The organism is Microvirga pudoricolor, from assembly GCF_016892705.1.
In the GTDB taxonomy this organism is placed as follows: domain Bacteria; phylum Pseudomonadota; class Alphaproteobacteria; order Rhizobiales; family Beijerinckiaceae; genus Microvirga; species Microvirga pudoricolor.
This window is the reverse complement of sequence record NZ_JAFEMB010000001.1, coordinates 1,506,262-1,524,544: the sequence shown is the minus strand read 5'-3', so window position 1 is coordinate 1,524,544 and position 18,283 is coordinate 1,506,262. Positions and strand designations below refer to the sequence as shown.

The 18,283-nt window shown below is 58.5% G+C and carries 19 protein-coding genes, 2 tRNA genes and 1 pseudogene; 13 read left to right on the top strand and 9 right to left on the bottom strand.

Annotated features, from left to right (window positions below; all coding sequences use genetic code 11):
* Positions 1-76: 76 nt before the first annotated feature.
* From ILT42_RS07005 to ILT42_RS06995, 3 genes are all read left to right on the top strand, one after another.
* The gene (locus ILT42_RS07005) at positions 77-271 is read left to right on the top strand and encodes a hypothetical protein (RefSeq protein WP_204214718.1); all 195 of its coding nucleotides are present in this window, start codon (positions 77-79) and stop codon (positions 269-271) included.
* A complete protein-coding gene (locus ILT42_RS07000) occupies positions 268-498 on the top strand; it encodes a hypothetical protein (RefSeq protein WP_204214717.1) in 231 nt (76 codons plus the stop codon). The genes ILT42_RS07005 and ILT42_RS07000 overlap by 4 nt, the downstream gene beginning before the upstream one ends.
* 688 nt (positions 499-1,186) lie before the next feature.
* Positions 1,187-1,336, top strand: a complete 150-nt coding sequence (locus ILT42_RS06995; protein ID WP_204214716.1) for a hypothetical protein — start codon at positions 1,187-1,189, stop codon at positions 1,334-1,336.
* Between the two features lie 307 nt (positions 1,337-1,643).
* Here the strand turns inward: ILT42_RS06995 and ILT42_RS06990 are convergent, their stop codons facing one another.
* Positions 1,644-1,796, bottom strand: a complete 153-nt coding sequence (locus ILT42_RS06990) for a hypothetical protein (protein ID WP_204214715.1) — start codon at positions 1,794-1,796, stop codon at positions 1,644-1,646.
* A 208-nt stretch (positions 1,797-2,004) separates the two neighbouring features.
* Between ILT42_RS06990 and ILT42_RS06985 the strand changes: the two genes are divergently transcribed.
* Both ILT42_RS06985 and ILT42_RS06980 read left to right on the top strand, forming a co-directional pair.
* Positions 2,005-2,439: a helix-turn-helix domain-containing protein gene (locus ILT42_RS06985; RefSeq protein WP_204214714.1), complete on the top strand. Its 435-nt coding sequence runs from the start codon at positions 2,005-2,007 to the stop codon at positions 2,437-2,439.
* 260 nt (positions 2,440-2,699) lie between these two features.
* Positions 2,700-3,431 carry a LuxR C-terminal-related transcriptional regulator gene (locus ILT42_RS06980; protein ID WP_204214713.1) on the top strand — a complete coding sequence of 244 codons (732 nt, stop codon included), beginning with the start codon at positions 2,700-2,702 and terminating at the stop codon, positions 3,429-3,431.
* A 169-nt stretch (positions 3,432-3,600) separates the two neighbouring features.
* Here ILT42_RS06980 and ILT42_RS06975 read toward each other — a convergent pair whose 3' ends face one another.
* Positions 3,601-4,074: an SRPBCC domain-containing protein gene (locus tag ILT42_RS06975; protein ID WP_204214712.1), complete on the bottom strand. Its 474-nt coding sequence runs from the start codon at positions 4,072-4,074 to the stop codon at positions 3,601-3,603.
* Between the two features lie 876 nt (positions 4,075-4,950).
* Here ILT42_RS06975 and ILT42_RS06970 point away from each other — a divergent pair.
* Positions 4,951-5,142 (top strand): hypothetical protein, encoded by a 192-nt coding sequence (locus ILT42_RS06970; protein WP_204214711.1) that lies wholly within the window; start codon positions 4,951-4,953, stop codon positions 5,140-5,142.
* A gap of 29 nt (positions 5,143-5,171) precedes the next feature.
* Here the strand turns inward: ILT42_RS06970 and ILT42_RS06965 are convergent, their stop codons facing one another.
* The gene (locus ILT42_RS06965; RefSeq protein ID WP_229428515.1) at positions 5,172-5,417 is read right to left on the bottom strand and encodes a ParB N-terminal domain-containing protein; all 246 of its coding nucleotides are present in this window, start codon (positions 5,415-5,417) and stop codon (positions 5,172-5,174) included.
* Positions 5,418-5,484: 67 nt separating this feature from the next.
* Positions 5,485-5,673 (bottom strand): NepR family anti-sigma factor, encoded by a 189-nt coding sequence (locus ILT42_RS23265; RefSeq protein ID WP_407664541.1) that lies wholly within the window; start codon positions 5,671-5,673, stop codon positions 5,485-5,487.
* Positions 5,674-6,080: 407 nt separating this feature from the next.
* Between ILT42_RS23265 and ILT42_RS06955 the strand changes: the two genes are divergently transcribed.
* Positions 6,081-6,782: a sigma-70 family RNA polymerase sigma factor gene (locus ILT42_RS06955; RefSeq protein WP_204214708.1), complete on the top strand. Its 702-nt coding sequence runs from the start codon at positions 6,081-6,083 to the stop codon at positions 6,780-6,782.
* A gap of 8 nt (positions 6,783-6,790) precedes the next feature.
* Here the strand turns inward: ILT42_RS06955 and ILT42_RS06950 are convergent, their stop codons facing one another.
* From ILT42_RS06950 to ILT42_RS06940, 3 genes are all read right to left on the bottom strand, one after another.
* The gene (locus ILT42_RS06950) at positions 6,791-6,994 is read right to left on the bottom strand and encodes a hypothetical protein (protein ID WP_204214707.1); all 204 of its coding nucleotides are present in this window, start codon (positions 6,992-6,994) and stop codon (positions 6,791-6,793) included.
* Between the two features lie 296 nt (positions 6,995-7,290).
* Positions 7,291-7,941 (bottom strand): hypothetical protein, encoded by a 651-nt coding sequence (locus ILT42_RS06945; RefSeq protein WP_204214706.1) that lies wholly within the window; start codon positions 7,939-7,941, stop codon positions 7,291-7,293.
* Positions 7,942-10,277: 2,336 nt separating this feature from the next.
* Complete coding sequence (locus ILT42_RS06940; protein WP_407664540.1) at positions 10,278-10,484, bottom strand: YegP family protein; 207 nt, start codon at positions 10,482-10,484, stop codon at positions 10,278-10,280.
* A gap of 219 nt (positions 10,485-10,703) precedes the next feature.
* On the opposite strand from ILT42_RS06940, the pseudogene ILT42_RS22805 reads away from it, so the two are divergent.
* Positions 10,704-10,913: pseudogene (locus ILT42_RS22805) on the top strand (SOS response-associated peptidase family protein); the annotation flags it as partial.
* A 229-nt stretch (positions 10,914-11,142) separates the two neighbouring features.
* Here ILT42_RS22805 and ILT42_RS06930 read toward each other — a convergent pair.
* The gene (locus ILT42_RS06930; protein ID WP_204214703.1) at positions 11,143-12,456 is read right to left on the bottom strand and encodes a tyrosine-type recombinase/integrase; all 1,314 of its coding nucleotides are present in this window, start codon (positions 12,454-12,456) and stop codon (positions 11,143-11,145) included.
* 291 nt (positions 12,457-12,747) lie between these two features.
* On the opposite strand from ILT42_RS06930, the gene ILT42_RS06925 reads away from it, so the two are divergent.
* The 3 genes from ILT42_RS06925 to ILT42_RS06915 all read left to right on the top strand — a co-directional run bounded on the left by ILT42_RS06925 (position 12,748) and on the right by ILT42_RS06915 (position 14,750).
* Positions 12,748-12,823: transfer RNA gene (locus ILT42_RS06925), tRNA-Ala, on the top strand.
* A gap of 14 nt (positions 12,824-12,837) precedes the next feature.
* Positions 12,838-12,912, top strand: a tRNA-Gly gene (locus ILT42_RS06920).
* 176 nt (positions 12,913-13,088) lie between these two features.
* Entirely contained in the window at positions 13,089-14,750 is a 1,662-nt protein-coding gene (locus ILT42_RS06915) for a sulfatase-like hydrolase/transferase (protein WP_204214702.1), read from the top strand.
* A gap of 48 nt (positions 14,751-14,798) precedes the next feature.
* Here ILT42_RS06915 and ILT42_RS06910 read toward each other — a convergent pair whose 3' ends face one another.
* Positions 14,799-16,319: a phosphomannomutase/phosphoglucomutase gene (locus tag ILT42_RS06910; RefSeq protein WP_204214701.1), complete on the bottom strand. Its 1,521-nt coding sequence runs from the start codon at positions 16,317-16,319 to the stop codon at positions 14,799-14,801.
* A gap of 286 nt (positions 16,320-16,605) precedes the next feature.
* Here ILT42_RS06910 and ILT42_RS06905 point away from each other — a divergent pair, with 286 nt between their 5' ends.
* Positions 16,606-16,818: a hypothetical protein gene (locus ILT42_RS06905; protein WP_204214700.1), complete on the top strand. Its 213-nt coding sequence runs from the start codon at positions 16,606-16,608 to the stop codon at positions 16,816-16,818.
* A gap of 12 nt (positions 16,819-16,830) precedes the next feature.
* Positions 16,831-18,231 (top strand): methyltransferase domain-containing protein, encoded by a 1,401-nt coding sequence (locus tag ILT42_RS06900; RefSeq protein ID WP_204214699.1) that lies wholly within the window; start codon positions 16,831-16,833, stop codon positions 18,229-18,231.
* Positions 18,232-18,283 lie beyond the last annotated feature (52 nt).

Below are 18,283 nucleotides of genomic sequence, written 5' to 3'. Positions count from 1 at the left end.
CAAAGGGCGGAGACCACTTCATTCATCGGGTGATTGTCCCCACGCTGACCAGAGGGGCTGAGTGATGAGCCGGACCATGTTGAAGCGGATTGCCAGCCTGGAACTGAGGACCAATCGGGACAAGGGGCCGGATCATGTCCTCTTGGGAACTGCCGAAACCTTGCCGGGGCAGGTCGACGCTCTGAAGGCCTCCTCGAAGTGGAAGGAGGGCGACGAGATTTTCATGATTGAGCTGGTGGGCGAGGATTTTAAAGAGGAGAGCGTAGGATGAGCCGTGCGATGCTGAAGAGGCTTGAGAGCCTGGAGCAGAGGAACACCCGCCACGATGGGAAGTATCATCTCGTGTTTGGTCATAGTGCTGAGGATCTGGAGCACAGGGAGATTGCCTTAAGGGCGTCGTCCGAATGGCATAAGGGTGACCGCGTTCTCAGCATTCGTTGGATGGAGCCCAGCGAGATGTCAAAGGGCGATGTCGCCGTGCAGGGGGTGACAGTCTGAAGGGTCAATCAACCCCGATTTGGGCAGGCAGGAGCTTGCTGTCCTTTTCCTGTCAGACAAGCCCTGGATACTAAGGGATCAGCAGGGGGTGCTCTGTCAGCTTGTTTCATGCCCTGGAAGAGGAGTGAAAAGAAGATTGGATCGAAGTGTGGCAGGCCTAAAAACCGCACTGAACGCAAAAAAGCTTGGCAGGAGCGAAACCTTTTAGATTAGAACTTGTTTAAACTCCCGGTTGAACTGGGGTTGATCTCGATGTTGGAGAACGATGGAGCCGCTTCCCTCGCTTTTGAGATGGGCATTGTGATTATGGCCGTCGCTGGTTTTGCCGCGGCATTCTATGCTGCCTTGTGTTGTGTGGGCTGTTAAACGTCGTTCAACGTCAACTGCCTTGACCTGATTATTTGCAAGGAAGCAGTAAAAACTCGCTAAATGCCTCAATAGTCAGGCCAACATCAAGTCGCTCGTGACAATGATAATGCTCAGGGCGAGTGCTCGAAACGAACATCGTAATAAATAATCCTATCCGATGCTGAAATCTGCCTTTGTCCTTCTTCGCGATCGAAAGTGATTGCGGAATAAAACTGAGGGCGAAGACGTTCTCTACCGTCGGCTTAACTGCTGCGCGTTGGGAATGATGTCGAACAAAGCTCTGCGGTTGGCAGCCCTTGCGATTGAGGACGAGGCTACGATGGACGAGATGCTGGAGTTGGCCAAAGAGCTTCGCGCTCAAGATCCAAACAGCGAAATCGCAGCTTTGCTCGAACAGCGGGTCGCGACTGAGAAGCGCCTGCGTGAACTGGTCGCCCGCATCAAACATAAGATGATGCATGATGTCTGATGCTGACAACATAGAGGATCTTCGTGCTGAGATCCGCGGGCTAGAGGCCCTTGTCCATGGGCTCGTCCTAAGCTTGATACAGCGGCGGTTGTTTACCCCTGAGATGGTTATCCGGGAGGCCAAGCACACTGAGGCGCAGCTTCAGATGATGCAGGCACCCAAAGGCACCCTCGCAACCGTCCAGAGGCTGCGACTGTCTCTGGAAGATGTTGCTAATGCCGATCCAGGACGGTGACCTGCCTGGCCAAAGAAAAGGCCTCGCTGGAGTAACGAGGCCGCTGTCCGTGCCCTGGTGACGGCTTTTGCATTAAACCGTTTGAAGAGTCGCGAATATAGCGGTGGCAAGGCCCGCCAGCACAATGCCCAAGCCCACGACGCGCAAGGCGAAAGGCAGCTCCTGTCGGACGGTTTGGCTCTCATCGACGCGGAGGGCGGGGTCGTACTCAAGAGGCTTGGCCATATCAAAACTCCAAAATTCGTGAGATGACTCTTAAAGGTGTGGTTGTGTTCCCCAAATTTGCTCGGAAGCAGCCCCAGCGTAATTCAGCTACTAATCCCATCGCGTTAGCTCCTCGTAAGGTGATGGAATTTCAACTTCCTGGACGTTATTTAGCTATGGTTGGCTCGCCTTCTCGTTGTTGGCAGCATGTCTGAGCCGGAGTCGTTCTATGCGCAGTGTCAAAAGCCCCTCTGAGCTTGATGGGCTCATCGGTGAGAGGATCAGAGAAGCCCGGAAGGCCAAAGGACTCAGTCAGGAAATTCTAGCCAAACGGCTAGGGCTGACCTTCCAGCAACTGCAGAAGTACGAGAAGGGGACAAACCGCATCACGGCCGGCCGTCTCGAGGAAATATCGCGTGCCCTGGGGTGCCCGCTCCTGTGGCTCTACGGCAAGGACGAGGATGTCGGGATCCTGCCGACCCCCAACCAGATCTTGGCCGAGCGGATCGGGTTGCTGAGCCCGATGCAGCAAAAGGCTCTCAAGCAGATGGCGGACGCAATGCTGGAGACCATTTCCTTATCTGGTGCATCCGTCATCACGGCTGGGGCTTCCAAAAGGGGCCGTCCGCGCAGCAAGGTACGAGCTGATTCTGTTGGTCAATGACAATATATCAAATGATAGGAACTTCTCGCATAGGACACAGTTGATAAAGCGAAGGTTGTTCTCCCCTTCGCCTTCTACCTACCCTAGCGAAAGCTGGGGTTTTTCTTTGGCTGAACTCCTTACAACGAAGCTTGACCATTAAAGTTCCTACCCCTCCAGTTTAGTATCAATCCGGCAAAGCTTCGATCTATAACCTTTGGCACATTTCGCCCCTGGAAGCCTGACCATTTGGGCTGCTTCGATGCAGCGGAGATCGACCATTGTCCGTCCAACTGAACCTTGTGCCTGATCTGAGAGCCGCCGCTCGCAAGAGCGTCGCTCTGGTGCTGAAAACAGCGCTTATCCGAGCAGGGCTTGAGCATATCATTTCAAGCCAGGGCTTTGACGTTGTCTCATCCCAGCAGGATCTGCGGATCGCACAGCCATCACTCATCGTTATCGAAGGGGAGGCCTCGGCCTCTCAGACGGCAGAACTCATTGATCGAATCAAAGCAGAAAGTCCCGCGGCAGCTGTGGTCGTCCTATCTGACGCTTTCGACCTCGATAGCCTGTTTCAGCTGCAAAGCGCAGGTGCCAACGGTTTTTGTCTCACCACGATGCAACCTGATGTGTTGGTCAAGGCGCTGGAGCTCGTTGCTCTCGGCCACACGTTCGTGCCAGGTAACATAATCGACATGTTGGCGAAGGAGGGGGTATCAAGATCTGCTTCTCCGCAGCAGATTATTGAAATGCCAGTTCCAAGCTGGAGCGAGCACCCTTCGCTGCACAAATTGTCTCAACGAGAGGCGCATATTCTGCGCATGCTGATGCGTGGCGACGCCAACAAGGTCATCGCCAACAAGCTCGATATCGCTGAGGCGACCGTGAAGGTTCACGTGAAGGCCATTCTCCGTAAGATCCAAGTCTCCAACCGGACTCAAGCGGCCATCTGGGCGAGCGAGCATCTGGCCCAGGGTGCAATTAGCGATCCAGGGAGCGACCGATCCCGCTGAGCAATGTCGACTGATTTTCTCTCCTCATCGGCAACTTTGGCAAGAGGTTTGCAGAGACCCTGTCTAAGAGGTGTCTGATTCCAAGAAATGTCAGGGCCTTGGAGACCACACCCCGCCCAGCGTCAGCATGGGGCGGGCGTGTGGGAGCGGATCAGAACCTGCATAGCCTTTAGCTTGCTGACACCCAGCCTGAGACATGTGCACTAGGGTGGCGGTCCTCGATAAGGGTTGGACGGATACCATGCTCAAGCCAAAACTTGGCTGCAGCGAGCACCAGCGCAAACCCACCTGCGCTCTCAATAGCATTCGCAACTTGGTCCGAACTTGAAGCAAAGCCCCTATTCACGACATCCACAAATGTGCCGTCAGCATGGGGCTGGAAAATCCACTCAACCTCGGTTGGTGACGAGTCGACATCCCACTCCATAAGGATGCGTCGATTGGGTTCGAACTCCTTGACCCTGACGTCAGTGGTGGCGCCATACATTGCCCAAGTCCACCTAACTTCGGCCTCTGGTGCGAGCCATCCGGTTGAATGAGTGAACCAGAAACGTGTTGTGACGGCTGGATCGACGAAGGCGTTAAATACTTCGGGGACTGGGCAGCGGATCAGCATTCCTGCAGTAGCGGTCGGCGACGTCATGGGGCTTTCGGCTCCTTGATGAGACTGCTGGTTCTCTTTCACCCTAGCCTAGCAGGTATTAGACCGACCAGTTGGCGATGAGCCAACCCCTATCTAGGTGACCGAGCTGCTTGAATCGAAGGAACGGTTTACCGAGGTAGTACCGGACGAGGGTGGCGATCTCTTGGGATATTGGCCTCTTTTCCAACTGACCAGTCTCTTGGTAACATCAACGGTGATACTCCGGCTTGGATGACCACCCCTCATCGGAGACATCAGACGACGTGGAGCGATCCAAAATCACACCGATCACACTAATCAAAATATGAGTGTGATCCCGTAAGTCATTGATACTGTTAGAGATCACACTAATCACACCGATCACACCTCAAAAACGGCCAGCTTGCGGAAGGCATTGGGAAGGGTTGGCCATGAGGCTCCCGCCAACTCACAAGGTCATAAGGTCCCATTCCCGGTTTACTTTCCGCTTAAGCCGCCTCGCAATGAACAGGCATATGCGGACCTTAGCCATTTGGTGCAGGGGAGTGGAGCAGACGATGACGGCTATCTTGACACCCGAGTTAAATCCAAAGCTCCGAATACGTCCTCTGAAGGCTCAGCGCAATCAATGCTGTTTCATCATCTCGGATGGACTTCAAAATGCTGTCTGCTGCGGGGCTTATGTCTCAGGGGCCTCAAGCTGGCGCGAATGGCACCGAGCTGTTGTCTATATCCAGCCTTCAGCGAGCTCCGTACAGGAACGAGACTTTCGGCCTGATCGCTTCCTAGCCCTGTGAAAGGTGGAACAACCTTTCGATAGGGAGCGTTCGGTCTTTGTAGCCCAGCTTGGTTGCGAGGTGACCTGTCTTGCTGAGGCTCTTCAACGGAGGCCTCCTCATGCACCAACTCGCAGCATTCTTTAGCTTTCTTATTCTATTCGCCTCCTCGGCATTTGCCCAAACGCCTGCTCCGGGAGCGGCCCCAGCGACCACGACAGGTGGGATCACTGGCTATTGGTGGATCATCCTACTCATCGTGATCATCGCTGCTGCCATCTGGTTCCTCAGAGGCCGCAATCGCTCGATGTGACGCCTAGCTGGGCGGCCGTCTTGGCAGTCTCAATGCTGCCGAGCCTGGACGAGGTAGACATCAATGTTCGTCTCGCCGAGGGCACGACACGCTTCGAGCCGATGAAGACCCTCGACCAAGACGTATCGGTTGCCATCGGGCCGCACGAGGATGGGTGAAGTCTGACCAGCGGCCAAGATGTCTTGGGCCAAGCTATCAACCTTTTGCTGATCAAGTGTCTGCCGGCGCTTCACCGGCACGTAGACATCAGTGATTGTGAGGACTTTCTTTTTCATCATCTCAGGCACCGCCTCTTGGTCGAGTGGTCACAGCTCTTCGAACTTTGCTGGCTCGATGATGGCCTTAGTCCTCGTGACTAGCAGGGCCTTGCTGCTCCAGCTTCCTCAGAACAGCAAGAATGGTCTCAGGGAGAGGTTGTATCTTGAGATCCTCATACATGTACCGCAGTTGGTCCCCGATACGAGCCTGTGCGGCGGGAGAAACGGAGGGCTGCCTTAGGGGACCCTGCAATCTGCTTTGATCAGCCGACATTCCTGAACTCATTTTTAACTCGATATCGCAATTTTCTGAGCCCAATTTTTGATCCTGATGTTGGACGCCAAACCCTCACAGAAGGATGGAGGTAAGGTAATCTGGTGGGTTGAGAACAGGTTTAAGGCCAGAGACGGGAACGGCCCCACCAGCAGAATGGAAGGATGCACTGATCAATGTCTAGGCCAAATGACGCAAATCGCGCCAGTGCCAGAGGCCAATGAGGCTTGCGGAGCGTTCAGCCCTGAACTAGTTTTTGCAGTGCAGCAAGGTCTCGTGGCGAGCCCGCGCTGCATGCCCTTCTTGGGCGTTTCCTCCCTAAACTTCGGGCCGCTGGCAACAGCGGCCTTTTTTCTGGGTTGGGGCTCACAGGTTGTTTTAAGCCAAGCTTGGCCTAGGTCATTCCTATGCCCGATACGAATTCAGAACCGCCCTTGTCGCCGCAGGCCGCTCTTGATGAAGCGGTCCAAGCCCATCTCGGTGCGCAGTTGCGCGCTTTGTATGCTGATCCAGCTGGGGACAAGTTGCCCCGTAGCCTTCAGCAACTGGCCGTCCGGGTATCGCAGGTCATCCGGGCTCACAACGAGCCGGTCAACCAGTCCTTCACTGACGGGATCATGGCATCGCTTCCAAACCTCAGAGCCTTCGCCATCTCGCTGACCAAGGACAGCACCAAGGCTGAGGACCTCGTTCAGGATACTGTTCTCAAGGCTATCGGCTACTCGGACCGGTTTGAGGAAGGCACGAACCTCCAGGCCTGGCTTTTTACCATCCTGCGCAACCAGTTCTTCTCAAGTCACCGCAAGGCCGGCCGTGAGGTTGAGGACGCAGATGGCTCACTCGCTGCCAGTATGATTTCTATCCCGGAACAAGAGGACAGGATCGCTCACAAGGAGCTTGAGACGGCTCTGGCCCAATTATCCCAGGATCAGCGGGAGGCCATTTTACTGGTTGGCATGGAAGGGATGCAGTACGAGGAGGCGGCAATCGCCTTAGGCTGTGCTATCGGCACCGTCAAAAGCCGGGTCTTTCGCGCCCGAAGCCGTCTGGCTGAGCTCATGCACTTGGATGCCAGCGACCTTGGCGGCAACAGGACATCAGGTGCCTAAGCGTGGGCTTAGCTTTCATGCGGATCCAGCGGCGCTCGCGGCACTGCCTCCAACTCGTCTAACCATCTCTGGATCTCCGGCGATACCGGGCTGACGAACGTGTCTGTGTAATTGTTGCGAAGCGTCATACCGACGAACTCAATCAGCGAGTTGCAGAGCTTGGGTGCTTCGCTCTTTCTCATGTTCTCGAAGTAGTCGTCATCAGTCAGCATAGCGAAATCCTATCGCTTGCCGCACGTCCCTGTGTTGAGGCGTCAACACGTGCGAAATAATAAAGTTGCAAATGAGCTAGCCCAAGAATTTGAGACAAACCAAAGAAAAGACCTCGCCAGGGGGAGCGAGGTCTTTTATTCCTGCTTGGCGATAGAGCATCTTGCCCGGTCGAGGGTGATCAGTCCTGCCTTTGAACACCTAGCTACTAGCTAAAGTCGAGAACAGCAATCAAAGTTCCCCAAACTAGCTTGTCCTGATAATACAGGCCCAATTACAGGATTGGACTGTATCTAGATCAAGTCTCTGCCACTTCTTTCTCAGGCTCGGCTTCCCATTCCAAAGAGGCTAGCACTTCAGCCTCGACCGACACGCCATCGTCAAACCTGTGAGCGTTCTCAGCAAGGAGCCGTCGAGCAGTCTCAATGGCCGCTGCCTTGTTCTTGCAACGAACCGCAATCGTATCGACTTCGCGCACTTCATACTTATCGACCTCCTTCCATAGGCGAAGGACGGCAACAAACGGGCCTTTCCCAGTGCGGTGCTGTGTCTGGATGTCCTTGTACTTCTGGGCCTCGGTGGTGATGGCCTGCCAGAAGGGCCTTCCTTCCGCGTAGGCAGCGGCCAAGTGATCCGCTTCGTAGACCAATCCTTTGAGAGCTGCCTCTGACAACCCTTGAAGGCAGTTCGTCATGTTGGCCACAGCGGAGTGCAGCTTGTCGACAGCTTCGCGGCCTTCACGGGTGAGGGGAGGGATCTTCCTGAGGCTACCCTTGACCGTCCGGACCTCGTTAGCTTTTGCCAGCCCAGGCCATAGGTCAGCGGCGATGCGGTCTAAGTGCTCGGCTGTCACGTCCCAGCGGTACGGCTCCAGCAATTGCTTCCGCTTCACATCAGGGCGTAGATCGACAACCTTGCCAGGCTTTTTCTTCTCCTGGGCGTTCGCCATCAGGACGGCTCGCAGGCTCTTATGAAGGCTGTCGACGATGCTGCCGTTTTTGTCGAAGTGCCAGATTGAGCCCGTGGCATCCAAAATTCTGACGGGCTTGCCATCTCGTTCTCGACAACGACCTGAACCACCTTCTGGGCTGTGCCGGCGTACTCGGGGATCGTGTCCTCTCCGAAGGGCAGACGGTCTGCAACATGCCTGGGGATCCGCTTGAGGCACCCGTTCTCTTCAAAGACGTAGAACCGAAACCTGATAGCCATGTCTGCTTTCCCTCGTTCTCCGAGAGTCTAAGACACGCGGAATCCTTAGGGCTAGGGAACGGACCCTGTCTCAGTGGATTCATAGGTAGCAACCCGACAGGATGATGACATGTCCGATATGCCCGACGTTCCTTCGCCGCCGCAGCCGGACATCCCGGCGCCGGGACCTGAGCCTGTACTACCTCCCGCTGGCCCTGAGGGCCTTCCAGGCAATCAGGAGCCGGTGGGTGTGCCTCCTACAGGACCAAGTGAGCTACCGGGGCAGGGTGAGCCTCTAGGCGTTCCTCCATCGACGCCTCTTGAAGTCCCTTCGACGCCAACGCCTGGGCAAACGACAGCGTGATAGCTGATTGTAGGCTGTTTTCAGTCTACACGAAGCAACAGTCGGCGATTTCCGGCGATCTAGCCACACACCCCACACACCTCTCACCAAGCAGGTGTGTGGGGCTAAGCTGCTGAATTTATTGAGCCTCACACCTCACACACCCCACACACCTGAAAAACAGGTAGCTTGAGGATCTGTGCCGCTTGGCTGTTGTGAGGATCAACTGGCGGCACGTCGCTCTGCTGTCAAACTTAGATGCTTACAGGCGAAGCTCAAATAATGGTCAATGACCAGCGCACCATCTAAGAAATGGCATCGCACGATCGCGACGGCGCCATCATGATTGGAACTCGTCTCAGGGTCTGTATCGAGAAGAGTGTGGTAGGGACGCAGGAGTTTTCGGAAGAGGGGTCAGGTCAACCAAAAGACGGCGGCCCAAAGCCCCAATCCTACAGCAGCGAGCGCTGGAACTCTGTAAAGGCCCCAGCGCATGAGCTGTCCTCTGGCTTCACGATTGGTCGGGGAGTTTTCAAGGCGCATGGCGCTTTAAGCTTTCAAGATCTGCTTTAAGGAAGGCCTCAGCCAGTCGCAGGCCTTATCTTCAAGCAAGCTCACGAGATGTCAGGGGCAACAGTCGATTGGCAGACATGTATCGGGTCATCGCAGTGACTCAGAGCATAAGGGCTGCCATGACCAGAAACCCAAAGGCTCCCACGGATATGATTCCGACAATAAGCAATTGCGACTTTAGACCCGGCGGCGGTAGGTCGCCAAACATAGAGGTCAGTTTCCTACTGTTGGAGCAAAGCCTCAACCGCACTTGGGCTGTTGACATAAGAAGGCGACTTTAGGCCGAAGTTGACAACCCAGAAGCAAAGACCAATCCCAATAACAACGGCAAGCCAGTTTAATGATGTGCCCAGGTTTCGATTGAGAGCTACTTCGGCTGAAGTATTAGTTTTCCGATCTGGCGGGAGATTTGTTGGCATGAATGCCTCCATCACTGATTGGCTGACATTTGGCTAAAGTCAAATTAAGCCCCAACTGATCGCCCAAAGGCAGAAGCAGAGGCTTAACGTGATCAAAAGCCAGTTTACGGGGCCATTCCGCCACCAGAGCAGATTGGTTCTGAGGCTTCGATGATCTATAAGTTGGTAAGAGAGCATGGCAACCTCCAAAGCCGGGGACGCTTTGGGGCGCGGAGTCACGCCGAAAAGATCAAAAGCTGACTGTGGAGCTTCTGACTGAGACAGTTAGCCATGGGATCGCGGCTTTTACGAGGCCAGCCGTATCAAGTATCCGAGACTTCAAGCCGTTCAAGCATCGCTGGGTCCTCCTGCTAGAGGAAATGACCCTATGATTCTGTCACCTTGCGACAACTCGACGAGGCGATACAAGGCAAGATGTTGAGCCATCAGGATGGCCTCACGGTCATCTAGACAAGGGAATGTAGTTTCTGTCGCTCTCCCAGTCACGCGGTCAACGAGCTGTGCCCGATAGGTAGACTCACCATTTTTGAGTTCGGCCATAGATCACCTCAAAGCCATGTGTGCTTCGAGGCGCGCGATTGCGCCGAAAAGATCAGGAGCCGACTGAGGGGCTGCTAACGGGGCTATAAGCATCAAACATTGTGTTGTAAGCGAGGCGCGGAGGTTGCACATGCCCAAAGAGCCTTGGCTGCGCCCATTTTGAGAGTGGTACAGGCGAGCACAAGCGGCAGAGCATTATTCCTTATACCGCTGTTTACACCTCTACCACCTCTCGGAGTTCTCAAGCTCGGGCTCAGCGTATTGGGTGGTCATATCGACGACCGGGGTTGTCCCAGGCAAGGACGTGATGATCATGATCCCATGCCGACAGTCGACTGCTTTCCTATAGCCTTCGCCTGAGTCAGCGATGACATTGCCGTTCTCGTGCTTCAGGCGCCATCGGTATTCTCCAACAGTGTCACGGTACATCTCAAAGCGCATTAGATCTCTTCCCCTGGCCGGAAAGACCAGAGCCTTTATATGGCCGTGAAGCAAAGAATTAACACCGTCGCCAGCGTCCGCCTTGCTAATATCTTTGCGGGCATCAGGAAAATGACCCCGCGCAAATACCCTATTTTCTCAAACGTTAGTGTGACAGATCTTGGAGCGCGTGACACCAAGAACCACCTAGTTGAGGGCGGACATCATCTCTTCAGCTTCCTGACAACGGAACCCAATGCCGAGGTAAAGCCGATCCACCCCAAGGCTATGCCGGTCATTCTCACAACGGACGAAGAGTACGAGGCATGGCTGACGGCACCCCTGGAGGAGGCTCTCAAACTCCAGCGCCCGCTCCCGGACGGCACGCTTGAAATCGTCGCGAGGGGAGAACGAGCGGATCCCTCAGAGGCAGCCTAGAGAGCCTGCCAATCTGCAAAAGCCTTACGGCCGGTCTCACTCAGTTCGCACAGGACCCTGCCGTCTTGATAGCCGAACAATCGGCTGACTGAGCAAAGTCCCCGTGCCTCCAAGTCTAGGCAGATCGAAATCAAATGCCTGTTTCTGCTGGATGGGATCAGCCACAGCGCGCCGTCCATGAGGCTCATCGCATAGCGGTCGATGAGATCCAATTTGGCTGTAGTTCTGCTCAATCACTCTCCCCTAACTGCTTCGTCTTTCCTTCAATTGGCATGGCAGGGCCATTGGGCCTACCTTCGAGAGCAGCGGCTATCGCCCCGCCAATCTTGTTAGAGGCCCGGCGCAAAGGGTCTGCGTCTAAGTGAGCGTAGCGGGCAGTTGTAGCTGATTGAGTGTGACCCAGTAGCTTGCCGATGATCGGAAGCCCCATTCCGGAGCCGGCTCCAAAGCTGGCATGGGTGTGCCGGAGGTCGTGAAGCCGGACGCCTTTTAAACCAGACCGCGTCGAGACGGCCGCCCAGGGGCGTTTGAGGTCTGATCGAGGCTTGCCGGGTTTGTCCCCGGGAATGACGTAATCCGACACGCGCTCCAGACCCTCAAGGATGAGCAAGGCGGGGGCATTCAAGATGATAGTCTTGCGACCTGTTTTAGAGTCCGGAAGCAGAAGTAGCCCACGCTCTGAGTCCACATAGTCCCAACGCAGATGCAATATTTCCCGGAGCCTGGCGCCCGTCAGAAGGAGCAGGCGGATAGCCGCCACGGTCTCCTTGCCGAATTTTACGCGTCGGTTTTCGCTTTTCGGAGAGTGCTTGGCCCTCGACTGCGGCTTGTCAGGATCTGGCTCCCAAGGCAGCCCAATAGTTTCGGCCTCTCTCAAAGCTTCTCCAATCCGTTCGATCTCGTCGGTCGAGAGGAAGCGTTCCCTACGCCTCTCATCATATCGTTCAATCTTGGAGGCTGGATTGAAGCCCTCAGGCACAAAGCTGTGCCGTGAGCCCCATGAGAACATCGAACTGGCTACTGCGATTATCTGGTTGGCGATAGCAGGTTTGTCGGACAAATCCCCGTGGAGCCTAGACAGATCAAGCCTTGCGACCAACTTGGCCTTTTTCCGACCGAGGTTGGGTAGAATGTAATTGTTTATCGCATTCTCATAGTTCTCAACCGTCTTGGCCTTCCGCTTCTTCCTGACGTGGCTTGCAAGAAATGCTTCAGCCAACTCTGAGAGGCTGGCCGCGGCCCGCTCTTTCGCTTTTGCATCGGCAGGGTCCTCGCCGCGTGCTGCGGCGCCAAGAACTTCCTTGGCTTTCCGCCGAGCATCATCTGGTGTCAGGGCGCCGTACCGCCCCAGGGTTACGAATCGCTTCGGGGCCGTCCTTCCGCCAGCCCCTGCTCGATAACGAGCAATGAATGTTTTTATACCCGTTGGTTCAACGCGGAGGCCAAAGCCTTTGAGGTCCGTATCCCACAACTCATAACGAGCACTCTCAGGCTCTGCAGCGTCAACAGACCTCTTGGTTATCTTGATCGCTGCCTTTGCCATGCGTGGTCACTCAGATTAACGGTGACCACCGGGTGACCACCATTTATGGAAACTGGCGGAAACACCAGGACACACTGCAGCATATAAGTAGCTGTTTCATAAGGGAATAGACCAACGTAGGGAAACGTGAGGAAACGCTCGGAAATGATCGCCTTCTCATTCGTAATGAGGGGGTCGGGGGTTCGAATCCCTCTTGCGGCACCATCCCTTCGGGTTTCCCCTCAGCGGGTCGGGCGACCGGTTCGTCATCCGGGGTCGGAGAGCGCGGCAGACGATGCCGGTTGTTGGAATGGGGCCATAGCTCAGCTGGGAGAGCGCTTGCATGGCATGCAAGAGGTCGGCGGTTCGATCCCGCCTGGCTCCACCAATTCCAAACGGAGCGCGGGTGTAGCTCAGGGGTAGAGCACAACCTTGCCAAGGTTGGGGTCGAGGGTTCGAATCCCTTCGCCCGCTCCAGTTTTCCGATCAGAAATCGATCCTTTCAGTTGGCGCAGGTTCCAGCCGTCAGGCCGAGCGGGCAGGGCGTCATGCTTCCCGTCGCCGCACCCGGGCGGGCCGCGAGGGCAGGGATTGGCCAGATTGCCCAAATGCCTCCCCCGTCGTAGTCATCGGCTTTGCTCACTGGAAGCGCCATGATTTCTCGCTCGTCCGCCGTTCTCCTGGCCGCCGCCGCCGGCATCCTGGCCTGCGCGGTTTTCTTCGTCTCGATTCCCGCCGAAATTCACAGCGGCAATGCCGGCGAATTCGCCTGGCCGGTGAACAGTCTCGTGTGGCTCTACCGTTACGGCATGGCCGCCCTGATCGCCCTCACGCTCCTGCCCGCCCTCGTCCTGCCGGTGCGTGCGGCCGGCCTCTGGGCCTGCCTCATGGGTGCCCTCGCCGCCTATGCGTGGGCCTACGGCAACTTCGTCGTGTACGATTTCGGGCTCCTGGACGGGCAGAACTTTTCGCTCCAGGTCGCGCCCTGGAAGAAAGCGCTCGAAGGCGCGTTCATCCTGCTGTTCCTGGCGGGCGCGTTCGCCTTCGCCCGTGCGCGGCCCCGGATCCTGGCCGGGGGCCTGCTCGTGCTCACCCTCGGCAGCCTCGCCACCGCATGGCCCGCCCTGACCGCGCAAGCCCCCCGCTTCCCGAAGCAGGAGGACTTTTCGGCGTTCTATGAGTTCTCGCCCGAGAAGAACACGCTCGTGATCCTGATGGACGCGATGCAGAGCGACCTGTTCGAGGAATCTCTCAAGACCGCGCCCGAGGTCGAGGCGGCCCTGGACGGATTCACCTACTACCCCGATACGGCGGGCGTCGCCCCCACGACCTTCCTGTCGATCCCGGCGATCCATTCGGGCATCGAGTACGACAAGACGATCTCGATGCCCGAATATTACCGCGTCGCCGTGCAGGAGGGATCCGTCTTCAACCGGCTGGCCGAGCGCGGCTACCGCTCGACGGTTCTCAACCCCATCCGCCGGATCTGCCCGGCCAAGGCCCGTTGCGTGACCGACAGCAACCTGCTGCTCGGGGAGCGCTCGTCCTATGTGGAGAGCGGCGCGCAGCTCCTCGACCTGGGGCTGTTGAGGCTCGCGCCCCTCGCCGTGAAGGAGGCGGTCTACAACAAGGGCCAATGGCGCATCGCCCCGGCCGTGAGCGACGTCAACCTGTCCCAGCACGCCGCCCGGAGCAACGCCCTGCTGGCGGATCTGAGCCGGAAGGCCAAGCCCACGTCTCCGGCCCCGACCGCGAAGTTCCTGCACCTCTTCAACACCCACGGTCCCATCGTCATCGACGAGCGATGCGCCTATGTGGGCGAGACCATCGCCTATTCGCGCGCCAGCTACCGGACGCAGATCGTGTGCGGCCTCAAGGCCCTGAGCGGGTTCCTGGCGGCTCTCAAGCGCGAGGGCGTGTACGACGCGACGACCATCGTGCTCATCGCGGACCACGGCATCAACCGGATCCGAAACAGCCGCGCCGAAGGCCCGTTCGACGTGGCCACCCCGATCCTGATGGGCAAGGCCAATCCCACCTTCGCCTTCAAGCCCGCCGGCGCGAAAGGTCCGATGCAGCGGTCCGGCGAGCACAACAGCATCGCCAACGTGGCAGGCTTCATCTGCGCCGCCACGGGAGACTGTGCCATCCCGGCGTCCCGCAACAGGGCCTCGCGGATCTTCCACGACTATCGATGGAAGGCCGAGTACTGGTATCTGGACAAGGTCCCGGGCATCACCACCTACGACATCGGCGGGACCCTGTGGCAGGGAGCCAGCTGGCATGTCCTGGACGGGTCCAAGACGGTCAACTAGCACCGCCGCGTCGGCGATGCGGGGCTCCCCACCCCGGAGCCGAAGGGATCAGATCGTCTGGTTGTAGGCCCCGACCTCGGGATTCTCGCGCAGGACGGCATCCACGCCCTTGAACATGGCGTGCAGGCGCTCCTCCGACACGGGGCTCTCCACCACCACCACCAGCTCAGGCTTGTTGGAGGAGGCGCGCACCAGGCCCCAGGTGCCGTCCTGGGCCGTGACCCGGATGCCGTTGACGGTGTTGACGTCGACGATGGTCTGGCCCGCGATGGCCTCGCCGGCCTCCGCCATGGCGGTCAGGCGGGCGGTGACGCGCTCGACCACGTCGTACTTCACCTCGTCGGCGCAGTGGGGCGACATGGTGGGCGAGCCCCAGGTCTTGGGCAGCTCCGCATAGAGGTCCGCGACGCTCTTCTGCGGATTGCGGTCCATCATGTCGAGCACCGCGATCGCCGTCACGAGGCCGTCGTCGTAGCCCCGGCCCACGGGAGTGTTGAAGAAGAAGTGGCCGGACTTCTCGAAGCCCGCCAGGGCGTTCAGCTCCTTGACCCGGCGCTTGATGTAGGAATGACCGGTCTTGAAGTAATCGGTCTTCGCCCCGTGATTCTGCAGCACCGGATCGGTGGCGAACAGGCCTGTGGACTTCACGTCCACCACGAACTGCGCGCCCGGGTGCAGGCTCGACAGGTCGCGCGCCAGCATGACGCCGATCTTGTCGGCGAAGATCTCCTCGCCATGGTTGTCCACCACGCCGCAGCGGTCGCCGTCGCCGTCGAAGCCGAGGCCCACATCGGCCCCGTGCTCCTTCACGGCCGCCGCCATGGCGTGGAGCATCTCCATGTCTTCCGGGTTCGGGTTGTAGTTCGGAAAGGTGTGGTCGAGATCGGTGTTGAGGGGAATCACCTCGACGCCGAGCGCCTCCAGGATCCCCGGCGCGAAGGCGCCGGCGGTGCCGTTGCCGCAGGCCACCACGGCCTTGATCCGGCGGCGCAGGCGCGGCCGGTCCGTCAGGTCGCGGGCATAGGCGTCCGCGAAGTTCTCGACGAACCGGTAGGAGCCGCCCTCGCGGGCCTCGAAGGCGCCGGACAGGACGATCTCCTTCAGGCGGCCCATCTCCTCGGGCCCGAAGGTCACGGGGCGCTGGGCGCCCATCTTCACCCCGGTCCAGCCGTTGTCGTTATGGGAGGCCGTCACCATGGCGACCGCCGGAACGTCGAGGGCGAACTGGGCGAAATAGGCCATGGGCGAGAGCGCGAGGCCGATATCGTGCACGGCGCATCCCGCGCTCATCAGCCCCTGGGCGAGGGCGATCTTGATCGCCATGGAATAGCTCCGGAAGTCGTGGCCCACCACCACCTCGCGCTTGACGCCGAGCTGGCCGAGGAGGGTGCCTAAGCCCATGCCGAGCGCCTGGACGCCCATGAGGTTGAGCTCCGGCGCCTTGTCGGAGCTCGGGTGGCCGAACCACCAGCGCGCGTCGTACTCGCGAAAGCCCGTCGGCTTGACCAGGGGCGTGGTCTCGAAGGCGAGCGTGTTGACTTTCAGGTCGGGCGACGGTGTGACGAACATGGCTTCCTCGGACGGTGGAGCCCCTGCCTAAGCGACCCCGGCACGGCTTTCAAGCGCGGCCGCGGCCCTGGAGACGGCGCGTCGAATGGAAGCAGATCCGGGGGCCGGATCGGCCATATGACAGATTGTTTATGGTTGCGAGGTAATTTAGGAAAAGGAAATCATGTTGCCGATATGTCACGGTGTGTCGTGCTAAAGGACCGTGCCGCAGAGGTGACATAATTTCGGTTGCATAGGCTGCGGCGACAAAGTTTTTTGTCGGCAATCCATTGTTTGAGAGAATCACATGAAGCACCGTTCGATGATCTGGGGCCTGCTCGCCCTGGGCTTGCTGACCACTCCCGCCTACGCCTACCTGGATCCGGGCACCGGCAGCATCCTGCTCCAGGCCCTGATCGGCGGCATCGCGGCCAGCGTGACCGTTGTGTCCCTCTACTATCAGCGCGTGAAGGCCTTCTTCACCGGCCGGTCCGCCGCCAAGCAGATCGACGGGAAGTAATAGGCCTCTTCGATGACAGCTGCGCAACGTAACGCGGGATCCTACCGCGATCCCGCGGGACATGTTTATGAGGATGCCGGACGCATCTTCAGGACGATCAACGAGCGCGCACGCGCCGATTACGAGACGGTTCGCGACAAGGGCATTCTCTCAGCGGCGGCCCAGAAGGGCCTGCTGATCGAGAGCCGCGAGATCGAGAAGCCCGCGGGCCAGGAGGGCTTCGCGCGCGCCGCCTACGTGGTGGAGCACCCGCGGGTCCCGTTCATCTCGTATCCCTACGAGTGGTCCTTCGGGGCCCTGAAGGCGGCGGCGCTCCATCACCTGGACCTGCAGCTCGACCTTCTGGCGCAGGACGCCGTCCTGTCGGACGCGACGGCCTACAATGTCCAGTTCATCGGGTCGCAGCCCGTCTTCATCGATCTCCTGTCGGTCCGCCCCTATCGCAAAGGCGAGTTCTGGATCGGCCATCGGCAGTTCTGCGAGCAGTTCCTGAACCCGCTCCTGCTGCAATCGTCTCTCGGCATCGCCCACAACACCTGGTATCGCGGCAGCCTGGAGGGCATCCCCACGGCGGATCTGGCCCGGGCCCTGCCGTTCAGCAGCCGGTTGTCCTGGAACATGCTGAGCCAGGTCATCCTGCAGGCGAAGCTCCAGGCCAAGGCCACCAACGCGCCGGCCAAGGCCATCCAGGAGGCCAAGAACACCCGCACCCTGTCCCGCACGGCCTATGAGGGCATGCTGCGCCAGCTCCGCAATTGGATCGCCAAGCTCGAGCCGGCCCGCTCCGGCAAGACGGTCTGGGGCGATTATGCCAAGGACAACACCTACAGCAGCGCCGAGGCGCAGGAGAAGCGCCGCTTCGTCGCCGAGTTCGCCGCGAAGACGCGTCCGGGCATCATGATCGATATCGGCTGCAACACGGGCGACTATTCCGTGGCGGCCCTCGAGGGCGGCGCCTCCTACGTGGTGGGCTTCGACTTCGACCAACGCGCCCTGGACCTCGCCTTCTCGCGCTCGCAGACCGACAAGCTCAAGTTCCTGCCCCTGTGGCTCGACGCCTCCAATCCGAGCCCGGACCAGGGCTGGATGCAGGCGGAGCGGTCCGGCTTCGGCCACCGTGCCAAGGTCGACGGCATGGTCGCGCTCGCCTTCGAGCATCACCTCGCCATCGCCAAGAACGTGCCCCTGCCGCAAGTGGTGGACTGGCTCGTGGATCGGGCGCCCCTCGGGGTCATCGAGTTCGTGCCGAAGAACGACCAGACCGTGCAGACCATGCTGGCCCTGCGCGAGGACATCTTCGACGATTACAGCGTCGAGACCTTCGCGGGCCAACTGACCAAGCGGGCCCGGATCGTCGAGCAGAAGGTGGTCTCGGAGAGCGGACGCACGCTGTTCTTCTACGACCGGAGCTAAGTCCGGTCCGCATCGAACGGATAGGGCGGGTTCCGGTCCGCCCTCCGTCAAG